The 21,667-nt window shown below is 60.5% G+C and carries 20 protein-coding genes and 1 tRNA gene; 18 read left to right on the top strand and 3 right to left on the bottom strand.

All coding sequences use genetic code 11. The annotated features are described in order from the left end of the window. Nucleotides 1-72 precede the first annotated feature (72 nt). The 7 genes from A6U87_RS07105 to A6U87_RS07075 all read left to right on the top strand — a co-directional run bounded on the left by A6U87_RS07105 (nucleotide 73) and on the right by A6U87_RS07075 (nucleotide 10,548). Entirely contained in the window at nucleotides 73-387 is a 315-nt protein-coding gene (locus A6U87_RS07105; RefSeq protein WP_065690558.1) for a DUF6074 family protein, read from the top strand. A gap of 207 nt (nucleotides 388-594) precedes the next feature. Beyond that, nucleotides 595-4,065: an indolepyruvate ferredoxin oxidoreductase family protein gene (locus tag A6U87_RS07100; RefSeq protein WP_065690557.1), complete on the top strand. Its 3,471-nt coding sequence runs from the start codon at nucleotides 595-597 to the stop codon at nucleotides 4,063-4,065. Between the two features lie 24 nt (nucleotides 4,066-4,089). Continuing rightward, nucleotides 4,090-5,253, top strand: coding sequence for an isovaleryl-CoA dehydrogenase (locus A6U87_RS07095; RefSeq protein WP_065690556.1), 1,164 nt, complete (start codon nucleotides 4,090-4,092; stop codon nucleotides 5,251-5,253). Nucleotides 5,254-5,290: 37 nt separating this feature from the next. Continuing rightward, nucleotides 5,291-6,898 carry a carboxyl transferase domain-containing protein gene (locus A6U87_RS07090; RefSeq protein ID WP_065690555.1) on the top strand — a complete coding sequence of 536 codons (1,608 nt, stop codon included), beginning with the start codon at nucleotides 5,291-5,293 and terminating at the stop codon, nucleotides 6,896-6,898. A 7-nt stretch (nucleotides 6,899-6,905) separates the two neighbouring features. Beyond that, the gene (locus A6U87_RS07085; RefSeq protein WP_065690554.1) at nucleotides 6,906-8,891 is read left to right on the top strand and encodes an acetyl/propionyl/methylcrotonyl-CoA carboxylase subunit alpha; all 1,986 of its coding nucleotides are present in this window, start codon (nucleotides 6,906-6,908) and stop codon (nucleotides 8,889-8,891) included. After that, nucleotides 8,891-9,772, top strand: coding sequence for a hydroxymethylglutaryl-CoA lyase (locus tag A6U87_RS07080; protein WP_065690553.1), 882 nt, complete (start codon nucleotides 8,891-8,893; stop codon nucleotides 9,770-9,772). The genes A6U87_RS07085 and A6U87_RS07080 overlap by 1 nt, the downstream gene beginning before the upstream one ends. Further along, nucleotides 9,769-10,548, top strand: coding sequence for a crotonase/enoyl-CoA hydratase family protein (locus A6U87_RS07075; protein WP_065690552.1), 780 nt, complete (start codon nucleotides 9,769-9,771; stop codon nucleotides 10,546-10,548). Before A6U87_RS07080 ends, A6U87_RS07075 begins: the two co-directional genes overlap by 4 nt. Before the next feature lie 128 nt (nucleotides 10,549-10,676). On the opposite strand, the gene A6U87_RS07070 is transcribed toward A6U87_RS07075, so the two are convergent. Beyond that, nucleotides 10,677-10,766, bottom strand: a tRNA-Ser gene (locus A6U87_RS07070). A gap of 304 nt (nucleotides 10,767-11,070) precedes the next feature. Here A6U87_RS07070 and rplU point away from each other — a divergent pair. The 4 genes from rplU to A6U87_RS07050 all read left to right on the top strand — a co-directional run bounded on the left by rplU (nucleotide 11,071) and on the right by A6U87_RS07050 (nucleotide 13,056). Continuing rightward, nucleotides 11,071-11,388 (top strand): 50S ribosomal protein L21, encoded by a 318-nt coding sequence (gene rplU / locus A6U87_RS07065; protein ID WP_007790977.1) that lies wholly within the window; start codon nucleotides 11,071-11,073, stop codon nucleotides 11,386-11,388. Between the two features lie 34 nt (nucleotides 11,389-11,422). Continuing rightward, the gene (rpmA, locus tag A6U87_RS07060; RefSeq protein WP_007790980.1) at nucleotides 11,423-11,692 is read left to right on the top strand and encodes a 50S ribosomal protein L27; all 270 of its coding nucleotides are present in this window, start codon (nucleotides 11,423-11,425) and stop codon (nucleotides 11,690-11,692) included. Between the two features lie 129 nt (nucleotides 11,693-11,821). Further along, nucleotides 11,822-12,475, top strand: a complete 654-nt coding sequence (locus A6U87_RS07055) for a GNAT family N-acetyltransferase (RefSeq protein ID WP_065690551.1) — start codon at nucleotides 11,822-11,824, stop codon at nucleotides 12,473-12,475. Then, a complete protein-coding gene (locus A6U87_RS07050; protein WP_065690550.1) occupies nucleotides 12,472-13,056 on the top strand; it encodes a GNAT family N-acetyltransferase in 585 nt (194 codons plus the stop codon). The genes A6U87_RS07055 and A6U87_RS07050 overlap by 4 nt, the downstream gene beginning before the upstream one ends. Nucleotides 13,057-13,097: 41 nt before the next feature. Here A6U87_RS07050 and A6U87_RS07045 read toward each other — a convergent pair whose 3' ends face one another. Further along, on the bottom strand, nucleotides 13,098-13,964 hold the full coding sequence (locus tag A6U87_RS07045; RefSeq protein WP_065690651.1) for an endonuclease/exonuclease/phosphatase family protein: 867 nt from the start codon (nucleotides 13,962-13,964) through the stop codon (nucleotides 13,098-13,100). A gap of 80 nt (nucleotides 13,965-14,044) precedes the next feature. On the opposite strand from A6U87_RS07045, the gene obgE reads away from it, so the two are divergent. The 7 genes from obgE (at nucleotide 14,045) to modC (ending at nucleotide 21,225) form a co-directional block, all read left to right on the top strand. Continuing rightward, nucleotides 14,045-15,127 (top strand): GTPase ObgE, encoded by a 1,083-nt coding sequence (gene obgE / locus A6U87_RS07040; protein ID WP_065690549.1) that lies wholly within the window; start codon nucleotides 14,045-14,047, stop codon nucleotides 15,125-15,127. Further along, nucleotides 15,114-16,283, top strand: coding sequence for a glutamate 5-kinase (gene proB / locus A6U87_RS07035; RefSeq protein ID WP_065690548.1), 1,170 nt, complete (start codon nucleotides 15,114-15,116; stop codon nucleotides 16,281-16,283). The genes obgE and proB overlap by 14 nt, the downstream gene beginning before the upstream one ends. Then, the gene (locus A6U87_RS07030; RefSeq protein WP_065690547.1) at nucleotides 16,276-17,559 is read left to right on the top strand and encodes a glutamate-5-semialdehyde dehydrogenase; all 1,284 of its coding nucleotides are present in this window, start codon (nucleotides 16,276-16,278) and stop codon (nucleotides 17,557-17,559) included. Before proB ends, A6U87_RS07030 begins: the two co-directional genes overlap by 8 nt. A gap of 37 nt (nucleotides 17,560-17,596) precedes the next feature. After that, entirely contained in the window at nucleotides 17,597-18,190 is a 594-nt protein-coding gene (locus A6U87_RS07025) for a nicotinate-nucleotide adenylyltransferase (protein WP_065690546.1), read from the top strand. Nucleotides 18,191-18,600: 410 nt separating this feature from the next. Then, nucleotides 18,601-19,386 (top strand): molybdate ABC transporter substrate-binding protein, encoded by a 786-nt coding sequence (modA, locus tag A6U87_RS07020; protein WP_065690650.1) that lies wholly within the window; start codon nucleotides 18,601-18,603, stop codon nucleotides 19,384-19,386. A 76-nt stretch (nucleotides 19,387-19,462) separates the two neighbouring features. Continuing rightward, entirely contained in the window at nucleotides 19,463-20,164 is a 702-nt protein-coding gene (modB, locus tag A6U87_RS07015) for a molybdate ABC transporter permease subunit (protein WP_065690545.1), read from the top strand. Next, the gene (gene modC, locus A6U87_RS07010; protein WP_065690544.1) at nucleotides 20,161-21,225 is read left to right on the top strand and encodes a molybdenum ABC transporter ATP-binding protein; all 1,065 of its coding nucleotides are present in this window, start codon (nucleotides 20,161-20,163) and stop codon (nucleotides 21,223-21,225) included. Before modB ends, modC begins: the two co-directional genes overlap by 4 nt. Here the strand turns inward: modC and A6U87_RS07005 are convergent, their stop codons facing one another. After that, nucleotides 21,226-21,603 carry a winged helix-turn-helix domain-containing protein gene (locus A6U87_RS07005; RefSeq protein ID WP_065690543.1) on the bottom strand — a complete coding sequence of 126 codons (378 nt, stop codon included), beginning with the start codon at nucleotides 21,601-21,603 and terminating at the stop codon, nucleotides 21,226-21,228. Between the last annotated feature and the right edge of the window lie 64 nt (nucleotides 21,604-21,667).

Below are 21,667 nucleotides of genomic sequence, written 5' to 3'. Positions count from 1 at the left end.
GTGCTGGCCGCGAGAGGAAAGCGTTAACCATGCTTCGGTAGGAATGAGGTCGACGCGAAACGGAACGAATCGATGCCAGTACCATCACGCAAGACCTTGGACGCAATGACAACGAGCGAAATCGTGCTTTTTCCGGTTGCCTCGCGCGCCGGCGACATCGAACGGTGTGCAGCCGAGCTGGAACATCGCCATGGCGAGGAAGCGGTTCGCTTCTGGAAATCTGAATGCCGCAGGCTTGCCGACCAGCTCGAATCGTTGGGCTTCTCCGAAGCCGAGGTGCGTGAGCAGGTGATGATATTCCAGGCTGAGGTCCAGAACGATCTGGTCCGGCGTCACGAAGCGCGGGCCATCGCTCAAAGTCGCAGCGGTCGCGCGGTCAAGCAGTAATCGATTCGGGGTCCAGGCGGGTCCCGATCGCCGTTTTTACGAAGATGTCGCGCCAGCGACCTATTCTTTTCACTTGATACGTCCAGCATTCCCTCTTGGTACGGAAATTCCGTGCTCCAAGTGGTAGCATGATGGGGCGCACCGATGATCCAGAAGATCAACCGATGCGCCTGAAAAGTCATCGCTGCTATCTTGGGAGGAGAGCAGATGCTGGCAAGAAGCGTATCGCTCGACGACAAGTATACTGCTACCGACGGTCGGGTGTTCATTACCGGGCTGCAGACGCTGGTCAGGCTGCCGATGACGCAGATGCGTCGCGACCGAGCTGCCGGCCTGAATACGGCGACTTTTATTTCAGGCTATCGCGGTTCGCCGCTTGGCGGCTATGACCAGCAATTGATCAAAGCCAAGCCCTATCTTGATCAGTACGACGTCACCTTCCAGCCGGGCATCAACGAAGATCTTGCGGCGACTGCCGTTTGGGGCACCCAGCAGGTCGGGCTTTACCCCGGCGCACGCAAGGACGGCGTGCTTGGGATGTGGTACGGTAAGGGTCCCGGCGTCGACCGATCCGGCGACGTGTTGAAACATGCCAATGCCGCGGGAACCTCGCCTCATGGCGGTGTCCTCTGCATTGCCGGCGACGATCATTCGGCAAAGTCTTCCAGCATCCCACATCAGACCGATCACGATTTCATGTCAGCGGTCATTCCTGTCCTCTATCCATCCTCCATCCATGAATTTCTCGAGTATGGCCTGTTGGGCATTGCGATGTCGCGCTACTCGGGCTGCTGGGTGGGTATGAAAGTCATCGCCGATACGATCGAGACGACAGCTGCCATCGATCTGGCCGGCGAAAGCCGCAACTTCGTCCTGCCTACGGATTTTGAAATGCCGCCCGGCGGCCTCAACCTGCGCTGGCCGGACCCGCCGCTCGTTCAGGACGACCGGCTGCAGACCTACAAGGCGTATGCCGCCATCGCTTTTGCCCGCGCAAACCGGGTCGACCAGGTGACGCATGACGTCCCGAACGCCCGCTTCGGGATCATATCGTCCGGCAAGGCCTATGAAGATGTATTGCAGGCGTTGCGGGAGCTTGAGATCGGCCAAGCCGAAATGGCGACGATCGGCCTTCGCATCCTCAAGGTCAGGATGCCTTGGCCACTGGAGCCGGAGGCGGTTCGACATTTTTCAGAGGGCCTTCAGGAGGTGCTCGTCGTCGAGGAACGGCGTGAGATCATCGAGAACCAGATCAAGCAGCAGCTGTTCAACTGGCGCCCAGACGTCCGTCCGCGGATCGTCGGCAAGTTCGATGAGCACGACAAGCCCTATCTCAGCCTGTCGGCCGCGTTGACAGTCGGTGCCGTTGCCCGTGCAATCGCTGGGCGGGTGCTGTTGCTCGACATCGATCCGAGCCTGCGGGAGAAAATTGCCGCGAAGCTTGCTTACCTCGCCGACCGTGGCCAGATTGCGCGGACACATGTTCCGCCGGTATTACGAACGCCGTTTTTCTGCTCCGGCTGTCCGCACAATACATCGACGCGCGTGCCCGAAGGCAGCCGGGCCACGGCGGGTATCGGATGCCATTACATGACGATCTGGATGGATCGGAACACCTATACCTTCACGCAGATGGGCGGCGAAGGTGTGCCGTGGACGGCTATCTCGCACTACACGGACGACAAGCATATCTTCGTCAATCTCGGCGACGGAACCTATTTTCACTCGGGTATCCTGGCGATCCGGCAATCGGTGTCCGCCAAGGTCAATGTGACCTACAAGCTGCTTTACAACGACGCGGTGGCGATGACGGGTGGCCAGCCGATCGATGGCTACATGACGCCCGAGCTGATGACGAAGCAGCTACAGAACGAGGGCGTATCGCCGATCTACCTGATTTCCGACAATCCGGATGCCTATAGCCCTTCCATGCTCGCGCCCGGTGTCAAAGTACTGCATCGCGATCACCTCGATCAGGTCATGCTGACCTTGCGGGAAACCGAGGGCTGTTCTGCCATCGTTTACGTACAGACCTGTGCCGCCGAAAAGCGGCGGCGCCGCAGCCGCGGATTGCTGGAAGATCCGCCGAAACGTGTCTTCATCAATGCTGCAGTGTGCGAAGGATGCGGAGACTGCTCCGTGCAATCGAACTGCATCTCCGTCGAGCCGCTGGAGACCGAATTCGGGCGCAAACGCCAGATCAACCAATCGAGCTGCAACAAGGATTTTTCCTGCGTCAAAGGGTTCTGTCCGTCCTTCGTGACGGTCAACGGAGGTCAACGCAAGAAGCGCAAGGGGCTGGAGATCGGCGATATCGATATTCCGCTGCCCACCCTCCCGGTTATTGGCGAGCGTCCATGGAACGTGGCGATCGCGGGTGTCGGCGGGACCGGCATCCTGACGATCGGCGCGATCCTGGGAATGGCCGCGTATGTCGACGGCTATGTTCCGATGATCCTCGACATGGCTGGCCTCGCCCAGAAGGGTGGCGCCGTGATGAGCCATTTGCGGATCGGGAGGCAGCAACAGGATGTAACCTCATCCCGCATTGTCAACGGCGGTGCCGATTTGTTGCTGGCGGCTGACGATATCGTCGGCGCGTCGAAAGAGGCGGTCACGCTTTGCAAGCCCGAACGAACCATGGCGATCGTCAATACCGGTCTGATGCCGGTTGCCGACTTTGTTCGCAATCGCGATTTCGATTTCAAGACGGGATCGGTGGTGCATACAATCGCCAAGACGGTTCATGACGGTTCTGTCTTCCTGGATTTCGGTCATGTCGCGACGGCCCTTACCGGCGATGCCATCTCTACCAACATATTGCTGACCGGTTTCGCATGGCAGCGGGGCCTGTTGCCTCTCACCCTTGAGGCAATCGACAAGGCAATTGAGCTAAACGGCGTTGCTGTCGAGCAAAGCAAGGCGGCGTTCCAATGGGGCAGGATGCTTGCTCACGATCCGCATGCCGTGGACCGGTTGATTGGCGAGAAACCTGCGGCCAAGACTTTGGCGGATATGGATCTTCGCGAGCTGGTGGCGCACCGTAACTCTCATCTCACGGCTTACCAGGGCCGGCGCCTGGCAAAGCGTTATGCCGCCTTCGTCGAGCGGGCGACGGCATTCGCGGAGAAGGCTCGCCTCTCCGACAGGGTCGCCTATGCCGTTGCCGTGACATACGCACGGGTACTTGCCTACAAGGACGAGTACGAGGTCGCGCGGCTGCTGACGGATCCGGCATTTGAAGCTGATCTTCGCGAGGAAATGGAGGGTGAGTTCAAGCTCCTCTTCAATCTCGCGCCGCCGTTCATGGCCGGCAAGGATCCGAATGGCCGCCCACGCAAGCGCGAGTTCGGGGCATGGATACTGCCCGTGCTTCGACAGCTGGCACGCTTTAAGGGCCTGAGGGGCACTCCGCTCGATCCGTTTGGCTATCTGCCCGAACGAAAACTCGAACGGCGGCTGATCCGGGAATACGAAACCGCCGCCACGAAGGTGCTGGGCGGCCTTCGCCCGGATAACGAATTGGAAGCGCTTGCCATTCTTACGCTCTTCGATGAGATTCGTGGCTTCGGTCCGGTGAAGGAGGCTGCGGCCGACAAGATCCTGGCGCAAATCGCCGAGCGCCTGACGACATACGAAAAAACGGGAGAGACTGCGCGCATGCCGGACGCCGCGTAACTGCGTCGGACAAGGGAGGTAGGCATGTATTCAGGTGGGTTGAGTTTTGCATTGGCCGACGAGATCGAAGCACTGCGCGATGGTGTTCGCCGTTTTGCGGCTGAGCGCATTGCGCCATTGGCGAACGAGATCGATACCAGCAACAGCTTTCCGCATTTCCTCTGGCGGGAAATGGGCGAGATGGGATTGCTCGGCGTGACCGCGGAGGAGTGCTACGGCGGGGCTGGTCTCGGCTACCTCGCGCATTGCGTGGCGATGGAGGAGATCAGCAGGGCATCGGCCGCGATCGGCCTCAGCTATGGCGCTCATTCCAATCTCTGCGTCAACCAGATCAGCCGCAACGGGACCGTACAGCAGAAGGAGCGCTACCTACCTAAGCTCATATCCGGCGAGCATGTCGGCGCGCTTGCGATGTCCGAACCCGGATCCGGTTCCGACGTCGTCTCGATGAGGCTGCGCGCCGAAAAACGCGGTGACCGGTATGTCCTGAACGGCAGCAAGATGTGGATCACCAATGGTCCGGATGCCGATGTACTGGTTGTCTATGCGAAGACGGACCCGGACGCCGGGCCGCGTGGCATCTCGGCGTTTCTGGTCGAGAAGGCATTCAAGGGATTCTCGACAGGACCGAAACTCGACAAGCTCGGCATGCGTGGCTCAAATACCTGCGAGCTGGTCTTTGCCGATTGCGAGGTCCCCGAGAGCAACTTGCTCGGTAGGGCGGGAGGCGGCGTCGGCGTTCTGATGTCGGGGCTCGATTATGAGCGGGTCGTGCTGTCCGGTGGTCCACTCGGCATCATGGCCAGTTGCATGGATGTTGTCATACCCTACCTTCATGAGCGAAAGCAGTTCGGCCAGCCGATCGGCGAGTTCCAGCTGATGCAGGGCAAACTTGCCGACATGTACGTGACCATGAACACGGCTCGCGCTTACGTCTATGCGGTGGCGAGGGCATGCGATCGCGGCGAGACGACGCGCAAGGATGCAGCCGGATGCATTCTCTACGCGGCCGAGAAGGCAACCCTCATGGCCCTGGAGACGATCCAGGCTCTTGGAGGAAATGGCTACACCAACGACTACCCCGCGGGGCGTTTGCTGAGGGATGCAAAGCTCTACGAAATCGGTGCGGGGACTTCGGAAATAAGGCGTATGCTGATCGGACGCGAACTCTTTGCGGAGACGGCCTGACCACGAAATTCATCGGCAAATCTGATCTTGGTGACGAATGACGGTACTGAAGTCGCAGATCTCCACGAATTCGGACAGTTTCAAGGCGAACCGAACGGCCATGGGAGAGGCTGTCCGGGTGGTGGAGGAGGCCGTTGCCGCCGTGATGCAGGGCGGCGGGGCGGCGGCGCGAGAGCGCCATCTCAGCCGAGGCAAGATGCTTCCAAGGGATCGAATTGCAACCTTGATCGACCCCGCCACGCCGTTCCTGGAAGTCGGGCTGACGGCGGCTCATGGCATGTACGGCAACGAAGCGCCCGGAGCCGGCTTGATCGCCGGCGTTGGCCGGATTGCCGGCTGCGAATGCATGATCGTCTGTAATGATGCGACCGTCAAAGGCGGTACCTATTACCCCATGACGGTGAAAAAGCATCTGCGTGCGCAGGAGATCGCGGCGCAGAACAACCTTCCCTGCGTCTATCTCGTGGACTCGGGCGGCGCCAATCTTCCGAACCAGGACGAAGTCTTTCCCGATCGGGATCACTTCGGGCGGATATTCTTCAATCAGGCAAACATGTCAGCGGCAGGCATTCCGCAGGTCGCCGTGGTCATGGGGTCGTGCACGGCAGGGGGAGCATATGTTCCCGCGATGTCGGATGAGGCGATCATTGTCGAAAGGCAGGGAACGATCTTCCTTGCGGGCCCGCCTCTGGTCAAGGCTGCGACAGGCGAGGTTGTCTCCGCCGAAGATCTCGGTGGCGGCGATGTCCATACAAGGCTGTCCGGCGTTGCCGATCACCTCGCTCGCGATGACGCTCAGGCGCTCGCGCTGGCACGACAATCGATCGCCAATCTCAATCGATCGAAGCTGGTGGCCGCCACGCAGGCGTCAAGTGAAGCGCCACTCTACGATCCGGCCGAGATTGCGGGTGTCGTCCCCTCCGACCTGCGTACCTCCTATGACGTCCGGGAGGTCATAGCGCGTATTGTCGACGGCTCGCGCTTCGATGAATTCAAGGTTCGGTACGGCGCCACGCTGGTCTGCGGATTTGCGCATGTGCACGGAATGCTGGTTGGCATCATTGCCAACAATGGCGTGTTGTTTTCCGAGTCGGCGCAGAAGGGAGCGCATTTCGTGGAGCTCTGCTCGCAGCGCAGGATTCCGCTTGTCTTCCTGCAGAACATTACAGGCTTCATGGTCGGCCGAAAATACGAAACCGAGGGCATCGCCAAGCATGGCGCCAAGCTCGTCACCGCGGTCGCGACGACGAACGTACCGAAGATCACGATGCTGATCGGCGGCTCCTTCGGGGCCGGCAACTATGGCATGGCCGGGCGCGCCTTCTCGCCACGTTTTTTATGGAGTTGGCCGAACAGCCGGGTTTCCGTGATGGGCGGGGAGCAGGCGGCAAGTGTGCTTGCAACCGTGCGCGGCGAGGCGCTTGCCCGCGCCGGCACGCCATGGTCGGCGGAGGAAGAGGCGGGTTTCAAACAGCCAGTGCTGGATCTCTTTGAACGGCAGAGCCACCCGCTCTATGCGTCGGCGCGCCTCTGGGATGATGGGGTCGTAGACCCTGCCAGGAGCCGCGATGTGCTTGGGCTATCCCTGTCGGCTACATTGAATGCGCCGATCGAAGATACGCGCTTCGGCCTGTTTCGGATGTGAGGGCGGCATGTTTCACAAGATCCTCATAGCCAACCGTGGTGAAATCGCCTGCAGAATTATCCGCACGGCCAAGCGCATGGGCATTTCGACCGTCGCGGTTTACTCGGACGCGGATGTCGATGCGTTGCATGTGGAGATGGCCGATGAGGCGGTGCGCCTTGGCCCGGCAAGCGCGCAGGAGAGCTATCTTTCTATCGAACGGATCCTGGCCGCGGCCGAGCGGACGGGCGCGGACGCCATCCACCCTGGCTACGGTTTTCTATCGGAGAACGCGGATTTTGCCGAGGCCACGGAAGCAGCCGGGATTGTCTTTATCGGGCCGCAATCCTCCTCAATCCGCGCCATGGGTCTCAAGGATTCGGCAAAGGCGATCATGGAGCAGTGCGGCGTGCCGGTTGTTCCCGGCTACTATGGGGTCGAGCAGGATAACGGCTTTCTCGCGGATCAGGCGGCAGTGATCGGTTATCCCCTCCTTATCAAGGCGCGAGCCGGGGGCGGCGGCAAGGGTATGCGGCGCGTCGATCGGGAGGAGGACTTTCTGGAGGCGCTGGAAGCGGCGCGGCGCGAGGCAAAGGCGGCCTTCGGTGACGACGGCGTTCTTCTGGAGCGCTACTTGCTGCAACCCCGCCACATCGAGTTCCAGATCTTCGGCGACCGGCACGGCAACGTCGTTCACCTGTTCGAGCGCGATTGTTCTCTTCAGCGCCGCCACCAGAAGGTGATAGAAGAGGCGCCGGCACCAGGCATGACCGATGAGATGCGGCGGGCGATGGGGGAGGCAGCCACGCGCGCGGGCCGGGCGATCTCCTATCAAGGCGCCGGTACGGTCGAGTTCATTGTCGACGTGTCGAACGGTTTGCGGCCCGATCGGTTCTATTTCATGGAAATGAATACGCGGCTGCAAGTCGAGCACCCGGTGACAGAAGCCATCGCCGGCGTTGATCTCGTGGAATGGCAGCTGCGGGTGGCAGCCGGCGAACCGTTGCCGAAAAGGCAGTCCGAGCTTGAGATCTATGGCTGGGCATTCGAGGCGCGGATCTATGCCGAAGATGCGTCCAAGGGGTTTTTGCCAGCGACGGGGATAGTCAGGCAGCTTGGCTTCCCCGATGTCAGCGTTCGTGTCGACACCGGCGTGCGCCAAGGGGATACCATATCGCCGCATTATGACCCGCTGATAGCCAAGATGGTTGCACATGGGCCGAACCGCGCGACTGCGCTGTCTCGCTTGGCGAGAGCGCTGACGGCTTCCCATATCGGCGGCGTTACAACCAATCTCGGCTTTCTCGCGCGGCTCGTCGGTGTGGACGAGTTTGTCGCCGGTCGTCCGGACACGGGCCTGATCGAGCGCGATCTTCAGTCCCTGGTGACGACCGAGCGTCCGCAAGACACCGTCGTCGCCCTTGCCGGTGTGCTGTCGCTCGGCGCTTTTACAAAGCCCGACGGGCGCGACCCCTGGCAGGCACTGGGGTATTGGCAGCTCTGGGGCGAGATGCAGCGCATCGTTATCCTGGAGCATGAGAGTGGTCATGCAAACCTGAGGATCGCGGCCAAGGGCTTCGACTTCTTCGCGGTTCATGATGGAAAAAGAGTGATCCCGGTGAAAATCGTCAGCCGCTCCGACGATGGATGTCGAGCCGAGATCGAAGGACGCCAGATCGCAGCGAATGCGAGCATGACGGGGCATCATCTCGCGTTAACGCTGGACGGCGAGACCCATGTTTTTCGCGCCGCGGATCCGCTCGATGGCGATCTCCAGAACGGTCCGGGCGGCGACAGGGTGATCGCGCCGATGCCTGGTTTTGTCAGGATCGTCCGCGTTCAATCGGGGGCGGAGGTCGCCGAAGGACAGGCCCTGATCGTCATGGAAGCGATGAAGATGGAGCTGACGCTGACGGCACCACGAAACGGCATCGTTGAGACACTGGAGGTCAGCGAAGGCCAGCAGGTCAGCGAAGGCGCAGTGTTGCTGATATTGCAGCCGGAGGAGGCGTGATGCAACCAGGCGTCTCATCCTTGCTTGCGCGTGATGTCTCCATCGTTGAAGTTTCCCCGCGCGATGGCCTGCAGAACGAAAAGGACCTCGTTCCGACCGCAGTGAAGATCGCTCTTGTCGATATGATCTCGGAATGCGGTTTCGAGCGCATCGAGGTGACGAGCTTCGTTAGTCCAAAGTGGGTGCCTCAGCTTGCCGACGCGGCGGATGTTATGGCGGGCATCAAGCGCAGACCCGGTGTGCGCTATGCCGTGTTGACACCGAACAAGAAGGGATTCGAAGCGGCGATGGCGGCGGGTGCCGACGAGGTGTCGATCTTCACGTCGGCATCGGAAAGTTTCTCGCAGCGGAACATCAATTGTTCGGTCGCCGAGAGCATCGAGCGGTTCCGCCCCGTCGCGCAGGCGAGCCGAGCGGCGGGTGTGCCGCTCCGTGGCTATGTCAGTTGCGTCGTGGAGTGCCCCTATGAGGGGGCCGTCGATCCCGAAGCGGTTGCCCAAGTTGTCGAGCAGCTTCATGCGCTCGGCTGCTATGAAATCAGTCTGGGTGACACCATCGGGCGTGGGCGGCCGGAGGCGGTCGATCGGATGTTGCTGACCGTCCTCTCCCGCGCGCCGGCGACCATGCTCGCGGGCCATTTCCACGACACAGACGGCTGGGCTCTCGACAATATCGGCGTGTCGCTGGAGCACGGTCTTCGTGTTTTCGATTCATCCGTTGGCGGTCTTGGGGGCTGCCCGTTTGCGCCGGGGGCCCAAGGCAATGTCGATACGCTGCTGGTTGCACAGTATCTTGCCCGCAAGGGATATCGGACAGGTCTTTCGACGGAAAAGCTTGAGCAAGCGGCCGCCTTTGCCCGCAAGCTGAGGAGCGCGCAGTGAACCCGGAGACCCTTCAGGTCACTATCGATGACCGCGGAGTGGCTCGCCTGATACTCGCACGCCCTGACAAGCACAACGCAATGTCAGCCAGAATGATCGCTGAGCTTACCGAGGCGGCACAAGCGCTCGGATCAGACGCAGACGTTCGGGTGGTCGTCATTCAGGCTCTCGGCAAGAGCTTTTGTGCCGGGGGAGATCTCGAGTGGATGCGCGCCCAGTTTTCCGCCGATCGTGCCGGCAGAATCGTTGAAGCTCGGCGCTTGGCAATGATGCTCAAGGCGCTGGACGAGCTTCCGAAGCCGGTGATCGGCTGTGTCCATGGAAATGCCTTCGGCGGCGGTCTTGGCTTGATAAGCGTATGCGATATGGCCGTCGCCGCCGAGACCGCGCGCTTTGGCTTGACCGAAGTTCGGCTGGGTCTCATTCCGGCAACGATCAGTCCCTATGTCATCCGACGGATCGGCGTTTCGCCGGCGCGACCGCTATTCCTGTCAGGACGAATATTCGATGCGCATCATGCGGCGGCGATCGGTCTGGTCGATGCTGTGGTTCAGGCGTCAGACCTCGAAAAGGCCGTCGAAATCGAAATCAACGAGTTCCTCGCGGCCTCGTCGCAAGCCGCGGCTCGCGCAAAAGTCCTGGCGCGCTCCTTCGCTCCACCGATTTCGGACGAGATCATCGACGCTGTTGTAGGCCAACTCGCTGACAGCTGGGAGACGGCACAGGCAAGGGAGGGCATTTCCGCGTTCTTCGAGAAGAGAAAACCGCAGTGGTAGCGGATTACCGATCGCACGCTCGACGGTTCTGCGAGGTTTTGAAACGCCTCAGTTCACCGGTCATCTGTGAGCACAAGCTCGCGCCCAGGTCCTGGCGGCGATCAAAGTGGAACGTCAATATGAGATTATGGCGGAGAGGGTGGGATTCGAACCCACGATACGGTTGCCCGTATGCCGCATTTCGAGTGCGGTGCTTTCGACCACTCAGCCACCTCTCCGCTTCGCTGGTCGGCGCTTGTTCGGCGCGGGCTGTCTCATAGCGATGAAATATCCGGCTGGCAAGACGAAATTGAAAGCTTTTCATCCTTTTGCCTTGACAGTTTTTTGGGGCTCGCGTATCTGCCCAAGCCAATAGGCGTGGATAAGTCCGTGCCTTGCCCGCCTTGCGCCCGCGCAAGGCATCACCGGCAGACAGAATTCCTGGGCGAGAGCCCCTGAAATCCCTGCTTAACATCGACTGATAAAAAGACGGCCACCTGTTTTGACGCGGGTTGAGCCGGAACGAACATGAAAGGATAAAAAATGTTCGCAGTCATCAAGACCGGCGGTAAGCAGTACCGTGTGGCAGCAAACGACGTGCTGACCATCGAGAAGCTTGAAGCAACCGCTGGCGACGCAATTGAATTCACCGAAGTCCTGGTCATCGGCGAAGGCGCCGACGCTGCGATCGGTGCTCCCTTCGTCAAGGGCGCTTCCGTCAAGGCCGAAGTGGTCGAGCACAACCGCGGCAAGAAGGTCATCGCCTTCAAGAAGCGCCGTCGTCAGAACTCGAAGCGTACGCGCGGCCATCGCCAGCATCACACTGTTGTCCGTATCACGGACATCGTGGCTGCCAAGTAAGATCACGGGACTTAAGGTTTAAAGGAGAACTCCAATGGCACACAAAAAAGCTGGCGGTTCATCGCGCAACGGTCGTGATTCCGAATCCAAGCGCCTTGGCGTGAAGAAGTTCGGCGGCGAAACCGTCATCGCAGGCAACATTATCGTGCGTCAGCGCGGTACGCAGTGGCACCCGGGTTCCAACGTCGGCCTCGGCAAGGATCACACGATCTTTGCTCTTACCGCCGGCAATGTGAACTACCGAACGAAGGCCAACGGTCGCGTATACGTGTCTGTAATGCCGAAAGCGGAAGCAGCGGAATAAGCCGGTAGCGCTTTATAGCAGCCGGTGTCTCATCGACCCGGCTGAGCGTACAAGGTTCAGTCAAGACAAAAGGGGAGATGGGGCACCACCCATCTCCCCTTTTTCTTTACCCTCAAGGAGGACTGAACCATGCAAGGCGAATTGTTACGGAGAGACCAAAGGTCTCCCCGGGAAGACCAGCGGTCTTCCTTGGAGCGGCTGAGGCCGGAGCGGTTAAGGACCGATTGCCCTGTCTTACTGTCGGAACGGCTCGTCATGCGCGCGCCGCACGAAGAAGACATCGACGCCCTTGCCCATCTCGCCAACAACGCCAAAGTCGCCACAATGGTGTCGCGCATGCCGCACCCATATACGGCCAATGATGCCGCCGACTTCGTGCGACGCACGAAAAATGGCGAGATTGGCAAGTGCGTCTATGCGATTACGAAAGCCGAAAACGGTGCCTTCATCGGTTGCTGCGGGGTCGAGCCTCATCTGGACGGGAGGACTGTCGAGATCGGTTACTGGCTCGGAGAACCGTACTGGAATCAAGGCTTTACCACGGAGGCGTGCCATGCGCTCGTCGACATGGTGTTTCGTACGCGGCAGGATGTCGACCAGATCGACGCCCGTTGCCGGGTGATGAACGTCGCCTCCAGGCGGGTGATCCAGAAGTGCGGCTTCCAGTTCCAGGGTTCGGGGCTTGCTGCCTCGCTGGCACTTGGCAGCAATGTGCCGGTCGAATGGTACAGGCTTGATCGCAAGACCTGGATGTCGTTGAGAAGCTGGGGGAGCGTCCTATGAACGCGATCAGCCTCGAGCGGCCCAAGCCCACGGTCGCAACCGCGGGATCGCAGCCGATCATCACCACGCAGCGTCTGACGCTGCGCGCACACCGGCTGAGCGATGCGGACGCGATTGCGGAATCGCTGTCCGATTTCGCAGTGACCCGCATGCTGGCCCGGGTTCCCGCACCTTATGATCGGCAGGACGCGCTGGACTGGCTGGTGCCGGTCACGGCGGGACGCCTGCCCGACTGGCAGATGGCGATCACCAACGGTGACGACGCACATATCGGCGTGGTGTCGCTCGAGTTGCGCCATGGCCGCTGGCATCTTGGTTACTGGTTGAACCGCTACTACTGGCGGCGCGGCTACATGACGGAGGCGGTTGCCGCGACGCTCGAGCGGTTCTCGCGCCGAATGCCCGAGACGATGGTGCATTCCGGCGTGTTTGCCGACAATCCGGCATCGCTCCGGCTTCAGGAGAGGCTCGGTTTCCGCATGACGGGTTGCAGCGAAATCTTCAGTTTCGCGCGCAACACGATGGTCACGCATGTCGAGACTGCGCTGAAGCCTGACACGCTGCAAAACCAGAGCGCCTGACGAAACAGGAAGCGCCCCGGCATATGATCGGGGCGCTTCGTTCAGATGTCGAGCTCTACCCAGACGGGGAAGTGGTCGGACCCCGCAGCGGTCGTGTCGACGCTTGCGGATCTTAGCTGGCTTTGAAGGCCGCAACTGACGAAGACGTAGTCGAGATGCATGCGTTTGCCGTGATCCGCAGGGTCCATCCAGCTATAGCTTTCGGGCGCGTAGGCGTTCAGCGCGGCAAGCGCGTCGATCGGCGTGCCGATACGGGCCGTGCGGCCGTAATATCCGTCGCTGGCGCCGGCGAAGCTGCAGTATTCCGGCGATTCCGGCACCATGTTGAAGTCACCCATGACGATATAGTCCTCGGGCATCGGCAGTTCGTCGATGTCGAACTCCAGCGAACCGGTCACCGATCCGCCTTCGCGGGTGAAAGCATTGATGCGTTCGTTGAGATAGGTGAGCTGGCGGGTGCGCTCGTCGTTGGAGACGTGGTCGAGGTGGACCGAATAGACGCGAAGAGCGCCGCCTGGAACAGCGATGACAGCTTCGGTTGCACCGCGCTGCAGGTTGAGCTTGGACAGGGTCCGGCTACGCGGCAGGAGCAGCATCCGGTTGGAAAGAATAGGCCAGCGCGACAGGATCATGTTGCCGAACTGCAGGCGGGTATTGTGGGGGGCGGGCCTGTCATTGATCCGCTCCACGTGCAGGTCGCACGCGGGGCCATACACCCAGAAATAGTCGGGGAACAGCGCGGCGAGATCGGCCTCCATGTCCGCATAATCGTTCCTCGAGAAGCCTCGAGTGACCTCCTGGAGGGCGATCACGTCCGCGCCTTCGAGACTGTCGACGATTCGTTCGAGATCGTAGCGCCCGTCGAGACCGAAGCCGTACTGTATGTTATAGCTCGCAAACCTAACGATAATCTTTGACCTCCGGCTGAACGGCCTATATCGATCAGGCCAAGACGGGCGTCCAACTGACACCGAATGATGGAAGTAAAATGAAATTTCTCGACGAAGCAAAGGTCTATATCAAGTCTGGAGACGGCGGCGCGGGTGCGGTGTCCTTCCGGCGCGAGAAGTTCATCGAGTTCGGCGGTCCCGATGGCGGTGATGGCGGACGCGGTGGCGACGTGTGGGTCGAGGCCGTCAACGGTCTCAACACGCTGATCGATTTCCGGTTCCAACAGCACTTCAAGGCTCAGATCGGCACGCACGGGATGGGTCGGAATCGCACCGGTGCCAATGGTGGCGACGTCACGCTCAAGGTTCCTGTCGGCACGCAGGTTCTCGAAGAGGACAAGGAAACGCTGATCTGCGACCTGACGCGGGAAGGGCAGCGCTTCCGGATCGCGGCGGGTGGCAACGGCGGCTTCGGCAACGCGCATTTCAAGACGTCGGTCAACCAGGCGCCCGACTGGGCCAACCCGGGCCTCGCCGGCGAAGAAAAGACGGTCTGGCTGCATCTGAAGCTGATCGCCGACGCCGGCCTCGTCGGTCTGCCGAATGCCGGCAAGTCGACTTTCCTCGCCGCCGTTACGCGCGCCCGGCCGAAAATCGCCAACTATCCCTTCACGACGCTGCATCCGAATCTCGGCGTTGCCACCATCGACGGGCAGGAGTTCATTCTTGCCGATATTCCCGGCTTGATCGAAGGCGCCCATGAAGGCGTCGGGATCGGTGACCGCTTCCTCGGACATGTCGAGCGCACCCGCGTGCTGCTGCATCTCGTCTCCGCGCAGGAAGAGAAGGTCGGCAAGGCCTACACGACGGTGAAGACGGAACTCGAAGCGTACGGCAAGGATCTGGCTGAAAAGGCCGAGATCGTCGCGCTCTCGCAGATCGACGTGCTCGATGACGCGACACTGAAGAAGAAGACGAAGGAACTCGCCAAAGCCTGTGGCAAGACGCCATTCCAGATTTCCGCGGCTACCGGCAAGGGCATGACGGAAGTTCTGCGCGCGCTCCGAGATGTTATCGTGGAAGCCAATGCCGGGGTAGAGAAGCTCGCGAAAGTGCCGAAGGTCAGGCATCGCGACATTGCGGAATCAGGTGACGGAGAAGACGTTGATGGGCAATCGTAAGCCTCTCGACAGCTATCGGCGCATTGTTATCAAGATCGGTTCCGCCTTGCTCGTGGATCGCAAGGCCGGACTGAAAAAGGCTTGGCTTGATGGCGTCTGTGCCGATATCGCGGGGCTGAAGGCGAAGGGTGTGGATGTCCTTGTCGTGTCGTCGGGCGCAATCGCGCTTGGCAGATCGGTTCTGGATCTGCCTGCTGGCGCATTGAAGCTGGAAGAAAGCCAGGCGGCAGCCGCAGTCGGCCAGATCGCTCTTTCGCGCGCCTGGTCGGAAAGCCTGTCGCGCGACGATATTGTCGCCGGCCAGATCCTGCTGACGCTTGGCGACACCGAGGAGCGTCGCCGCTACCTGAATGCCCGCGCCACGATCAAGCAACTTCTGAAGATCGGGGCGGTGCCGATCATCAATGAGAACGATACCGTTGCGACGAGCGAGATCCGCTATGGGGACAACGACCGCCTGGCGGCACGCGTTGCCACCATGACCGGAGCGGACCTGTTGATCCTGCTGTCGGATATCGATGGCCTTTACACAGCTCCGCCGCATCTCGATCCGGACGCGCAGTTTCTCGAGACGATCGGCGAGATCACGCCGGAGATCGAAGCGATGGCCGGCGGAGCAGCGTCCGAGCTGTCCCGTGGCGGCATGCGCACCAAGATCGACGCCGGCAAGATAGCGACAACAGCCGGCTGCGCGATGATCATCGCCTCCGGCAAGACGGAAAGCCCACTATCGGCTATCGAAAACGGCGCGCGTTCGTCATGGTTTGCTCCGTCCAAAACGCCGGTCACGGCGCGGAAAACTTGGATTGCGGGCCAGCTGCAGCCGGCCGGCGAACTCCATGTCGATGATGGGGCCGTCGCGGCGTTGGGTGCTGGAAAGAGCTTGCTTCCCGCTGGTGTCAGAAAGGTGCTTGGTATCTTCAGTCGCGGGGATACCGTTGCAATCATCGGTCCCAACGGTCGAGAAATCGCGCGGGGCCTCGCCAGCTACGATGCGGACGAGGCGCGCCAGATCACCGGCCGCAAGTCATCCGAGATCGAAGCGATCCTTGGCTATGCCGGTCGAACGGCGATGATCCATCGCGACGATATGGTTATGACATCCTCGGTAAATTCCAAATCGGAAAGGCAGCAGAAGGACGCAGCCCATGCTTGATACAGTTGTGCAGAGCCCGGATATTGACGTGCTGATGAATGACATCGGCCGCAAAGCCAAGGCTGCTGCCCGACCGTTGGGGTTTGCCTCTTACGAGACAAAGAACCGCGCGCTGAACGCGATGGCGGATGCGATAGTTGCCGGCAAGGACCACATTCTTGCTGAAAACGCCAAGGATCTGCGGGACGTTGCCGGCACAGAGATGCTCGCGTCCTTCGTCGATCGACTGACGCTGAACGACAAGCGGGTGGCGGAGATGGCCGAAGGAATTCGGGCCATCGCTGCGCTGAAGGATCCCGTTGGCGAGGTGATCGCCGCATGGGACCGGCCGAATGGTCTCAAGATCGAGCGCGTGCGGACCCCGCTTGGCGTGATCGGTGTCATTTTCGAGAGCCGGCCGAATGTCACGGCGGATGCCGGTGCACTCTGCCTCAAGGCGGGTAATGCCGTGATCTTGCGTTGTGGCTCGGATTCGCGTCGTTCATCGCAGGCTATTCATGAATGCCTGGTCCAGGGCCTGAAGGCGGCCGGGCTGCCAGAGCATGCCATCCAGCTGGTGCCGGTGACGGACCGTCAGGCTGTTGGTGCAATGCTGCGCGGGCTCGACGGCGCGATCGACGTGATCGTCCCACGTGGCGGCAAGAGCCTTGTTGCGCGGGTCCAGAGCGAAGCGAGAGTGCCGGTTTTCGCCCATCTCGAAGGGCTTTGCCACATCTATGTCGATGCGTCCGCGGATCTGGCGATGGCGAAGGAAATCGTCGTCAATGCCAAGATGCGTCGCACGGGCATCTGCGGCGCTGTAGAGACTATCCTGGTCGACAGCGCGGTTGCCGGCAATCATCTTCTGCCAATCCTGGAGGCGCTTTCTGCTGCCGGTTGCGAGATCCGGGGATCGTCCGCCGTTGTGGCGGCGGCTGCCGGCATCACGCCTGCAACCGAGGAAGACTGGTCGACGGAATATCTGGATGCGATTGTATCGGTGGCGCTTGTCGATGGCATTTCCGGCGCGATTGCGCACATCCAGAAATATTCGTCGAACCACACCGAAGCCGTTCTCGCCGAAGATCCTCAGGTCGTGGAGCGTTTCTTCACAGAGGTCGATTCCGCCATCCTGCTGCACAATGCGTCGACACAGTTTGCCGATGGCGGTGAGTTCGGCATGGGAGCGGAGATCGGCATCGCCACCGGCAAGATGCATGCGCGCGGCCCGGTGGGCGTCGAGCAGCTGACCTCTTTCAAATACCGCGTGCACGGCACCGGACAAACCCGGCCCTGACGTGAACGAAGAGGAAATAGACCGGCGCTATCTCCGCATGCCGCACGCTGAGCGCGGCATGATCGTCGGTCTGTTTGGCGGCTCTTTTAATCCGCCGCATCAGGGGCATGCGCTTGTTGCCGAGATCGCCATCAAGCGGCTGGCGCTTGATCAGCTCTGGTGGATGGTGACCCCCGGTAATCCGCTCAAGAGCCGCAGAGAACTTCTGCCGCTCGCCGAGCGGATCGCGCTCAGCGAGCGCCTTGCCAGGCATCCTGCCATCAAGGTGACTGCGTTCGAGCGCAATTTCGGAACCAGCTTTACCGCGAACACGCTGGCGCGCGTCAAGGCAAGCAACCCGCATGTGCACTTCATCTGGATCATGGGCGCGGACAGTCTCAAGACGTTTCATCACTGGCAGCGATGGCAGGATATTGCCCGTACCTTTCCGATTGCGGTGATCGATCGCCCTGGTTCGACGCTTTCGTTCCTGTCGTCGAAAATGACGAAAACGTTTGGCTTTGCACGCATCGATGAGGATGATTCACGCGCCCTTTGGCGAAAGCCGGCACCTGCCTGGACCTTTATCCATGGGCCGCGATCCCGCCTGAGCTCGACGGCAATCCGCGCAGAGCGCGGGGCAGCGAAGTAACCATTTCGTCATCGGCCCAAAAAGTAAAAGCCCGACGGGGGAGGATCCGTCGGGCTTTATAAACTTGATCGACAACTGGGAGGAGGAGTGTCGCCGATCCGTATCGAACAGCTTTGGGAGGAGGAGATGCCGTTCGATAAGTTAGTTGTACCAGAATCCCCGAAATCTTGAAGCGGGTTTTATTGCATCGCAGCATTGCATGTTGCGCATGCGTTGACGGACCGGAGTTCACTTGTTGCTGATTTATTTGGCAGTAGTGGCGCTTCATTTCCGACATGATTTCCGGCGCGTGAGGACGACACCGCGTTCAGCCGCGCTGGCCGAGCGGTTGTGTTTCTTAAAATATGACGCTGGCCAAGCTGCCGGCGCCGCTATATTCCTACGGATATTTCGAATCTGGGGAGCAATTCATGCACAGCCGCCGTCATTGGATGAAAACTGCAATTGTCGCGGTATCCGCGCTCTGGTTTGGCGCGGTGGCAACACCCGTCTTAGCCGCTGAAAAGGTAACGGTCTTCGCGGCCGCGAGCCTGAAGAACGCGCTCGACGCGGCAAATGCCGCCTGGGCAAAGGAGAGCGGAAATGAGGCTGTGTCGTCCTATGCGGCCAGTTCGGCGCTGGCGAAACAGATCGAAGGCGGCGCACCCGCCGACGTTTTCATCTCCGCCGACCTCGATTGGATGGATTACGTCGCCAAGAAGAACCTGATCAAGGCCGACACGCGGTCCAACCTGCTCGGCAACCGGATCGTGCTTGTCGAGGCAAAGGACAAGGTGAAGCCGGTCGATATCAAGCAGGGCCTCGATCTCGCAGCCTTGCTCGGCGACGGCAAGCTTGCCATGGGTGAAGTCAAGTCGGTTCCAGCTGGCAAATATGGCAAGGCTGCGCTTGAAAAGCTCGGCATCTGGTCCTCGGTCGAGAACAAGGTCGCTGGTGCGGAAAGCGTGCGTGCCGCGCTTGCGCTCGTTTCGCGCGGCGAAGCGCCCTATGGCATCGTTTATCAGACCGATGTGACTGCCGATCCTGGCGTGGCCATTGCTGGTACGTTCCCCGCGGACTCCCATCCGCCGATCATTTATCCTGTTGCCATTCTTGCGGAGAGCAAGAATCCGGCTGCTTCATCGTACTTGGAGTTCCTGAAGTCGGAGAAGGCGGCACATTTCTTCGCGGATCAGGGTTTCACCATTCTGAAATAATTGCGGATTTCCGTTCAGCAGAATAGCGTGGAGGCCCGCTCTAGTGGGCCTTCTATATTTTTAAGGACAAGAATATTTGGAATCGCTGGGCCTAAGCAGTGATGAATGGACCGCAATCCTGCTTAGTCTGCGTGTGTCGATCGTCGCCATGCTGGCGAGCCTTCCGTTCGGTATCATTGCTGCGCTGTTGCTCGCGCGCGGTCGCTTCTGGGGGAAGTCGATCCTCAATGGGATCATCCACCTGCCACTGATCCTGCCACCAGTGGTCACCGGCTTTATTCTCCTCGTTCTTTTCGGGCGTCGCGGTCCGATCGGAAGCTTTCTTGACCAATATTTCGGCATCGTTTTCTCGTTTCGCTGGACCGGCGCGGCGTTGGCATGCGCCGTCATGGCTTTTCCGCTGATGGTCCGCAGCATCAGGCTCTCCATCGAGTCGATCGATCGGAAACTGGAGGAGGCGGCCGGGACGCTCGGCGCCAGCCCGCTCTGGGTCTTTCTTACGGTCACCTTGCCGCTGATCCTTCCCGGAATTATCGCCGGCATGATCCTGGCGTTTGCCAAAGCCATGGGGGAATTCGGCGCAACGATCACGTTCGTCTCCAATATTCCAGGAGAAACACAGACGCTCTCTGCTGCGATCTATTCGTTTACGCAGGTGCCGGGCGGTGACGCGGGTGCGTTCCGATTGACGCTTGTGGCCATTGCGATCTCCATGGCTGCCCTGCTGGCGTCGGAGTTTCTATCCCATGTCGTCGGACGGAGGATCGATCCGGAATGACACTGACGGTGGAAGCAAGGCACAAGCTCGGGGCGTTTACGCTCGATGCGGATTTCACGTCGCAACGCGGCATCACGGCGCTGTTCGGTCGATCGGGTTCCGGCAAGACGTCGCTGATCAGAATCATCGCCGGGCTAACGCGCCCGGATGAAGGGCGCGTCCTGCTTGATGGAAAGGCACTCACCGATACAGGCCGTCAGATCTTCATCCCGAAGCATCGCCGCAGGTTTGGTTATGTTTTCCAGGAGGCGCGGTTGTTTCCGCATCTCAGCGTGCGCAGCAACCTTGCCTATGGTCGTTGGTTCGCGCGGGGCCGGGGCACACCGGAAAACCTGGACCGCATTGTCAGTTTGCTCGGCATCGAGAAGCTGCTCGAGCGCAGGCCGGAAAAGCTTTCTGGCGGAGAGAAACAGCGCGTTGCGATCGGTAGGGCCCTTCTGTCGTCTCCACGCCTGCTGCTGATGGATGAGCCGCTGGCAGCGCTCGACGAGGTTCGCAAGGCGGAGATAATGCCTTACCTGGAGCGTCTGCGCGACGAGATGGAAATCCCGATCGTCTATGTCAGCCACTCTATCAGCGAGGTCGCCCGCCTCGCTGACCAAGTGGTCGTCATGCACGAGGGGCGGGTGGAGGCCTTCGGGCCTGCGGCGGATGTCCTCAGCCATGCGTTGCCGTCGCTGGATCGGCGTGAGGTTGGAGCGCTGATCGAGGGCCGGGTCGAGAGCCTGGACGAGCGGCACCAGCTGTCTACCGTTGCGCTGAAATCTGCGCGGCTGCATGTGCCAGGAACCATGCTGCCAGCCGGCAAGGCGGTTCGCGTTCGTATTCCTTCGCGCGACGTCATGCTGGCGACGACGCGTCCGGAAGGGTTGAGCGCCTTGAATGTGCTACAAGGCACGGTTCAGGCGTTAATGCAGGACAATGCCACGGTAGAAGTTCTTGTCGATTGCGGGGGCAACGCAATCCTTTCCAGGATCACGAGCTTCTCCGCCGAGCGATTGGGGCTGGCCGTCGGGACGCCCGTCTACGTCATCATCAAGACCGTGGCTCTGGAGCCGTAGTTATTCGCCGCTGACGGTCCGCGGGGCCCGGTTGCTTTCCAGCCAGGCGAGATCGCCGGCAAGGCTCGAACGCAGGGCACGTTCCATGTTGCGAAAACGCTCGACCAGCTCTCCTCCAAACGGGGTCAAGGCTGCACCTCCTCCCTTCTGGCCGCCGCGCTGTGATTCCACCACGGGCTCGTTGAACATCCTGTTCAGTTCGCTGACCAGCAACCAGGCACGGCGGTAAGACATATCCATTGCGCGGCCGGCCGCCGAAATCGAGCCGGTTTCCCGGATGCGCTCGAGCAGTTCCATCTTTCCACGACCCAGGCGGTCGTTATCCGGAAAACTGATGCGGAGAATGGGGACAAGCCGGTCTTCGGTGGCGCTCTTCATGGAAATCTTCAAGTCTCGGTGAATGCCCGGCACTTTACGCATTGCCGCGGCGCCTGTACACAGC

The sequence above is a fragment of the Rhizobium sp. AC44/96 genome (genome assembly GCF_001692185.1).
Classification (GTDB): Bacteria; Pseudomonadota; Alphaproteobacteria; order Rhizobiales; family Rhizobiaceae; genus Rhizobium.
The sequence above is the reverse complement of the archived record's forward strand: the minus strand, read 5'-3'. Positions and strand labels throughout refer to the sequence as shown.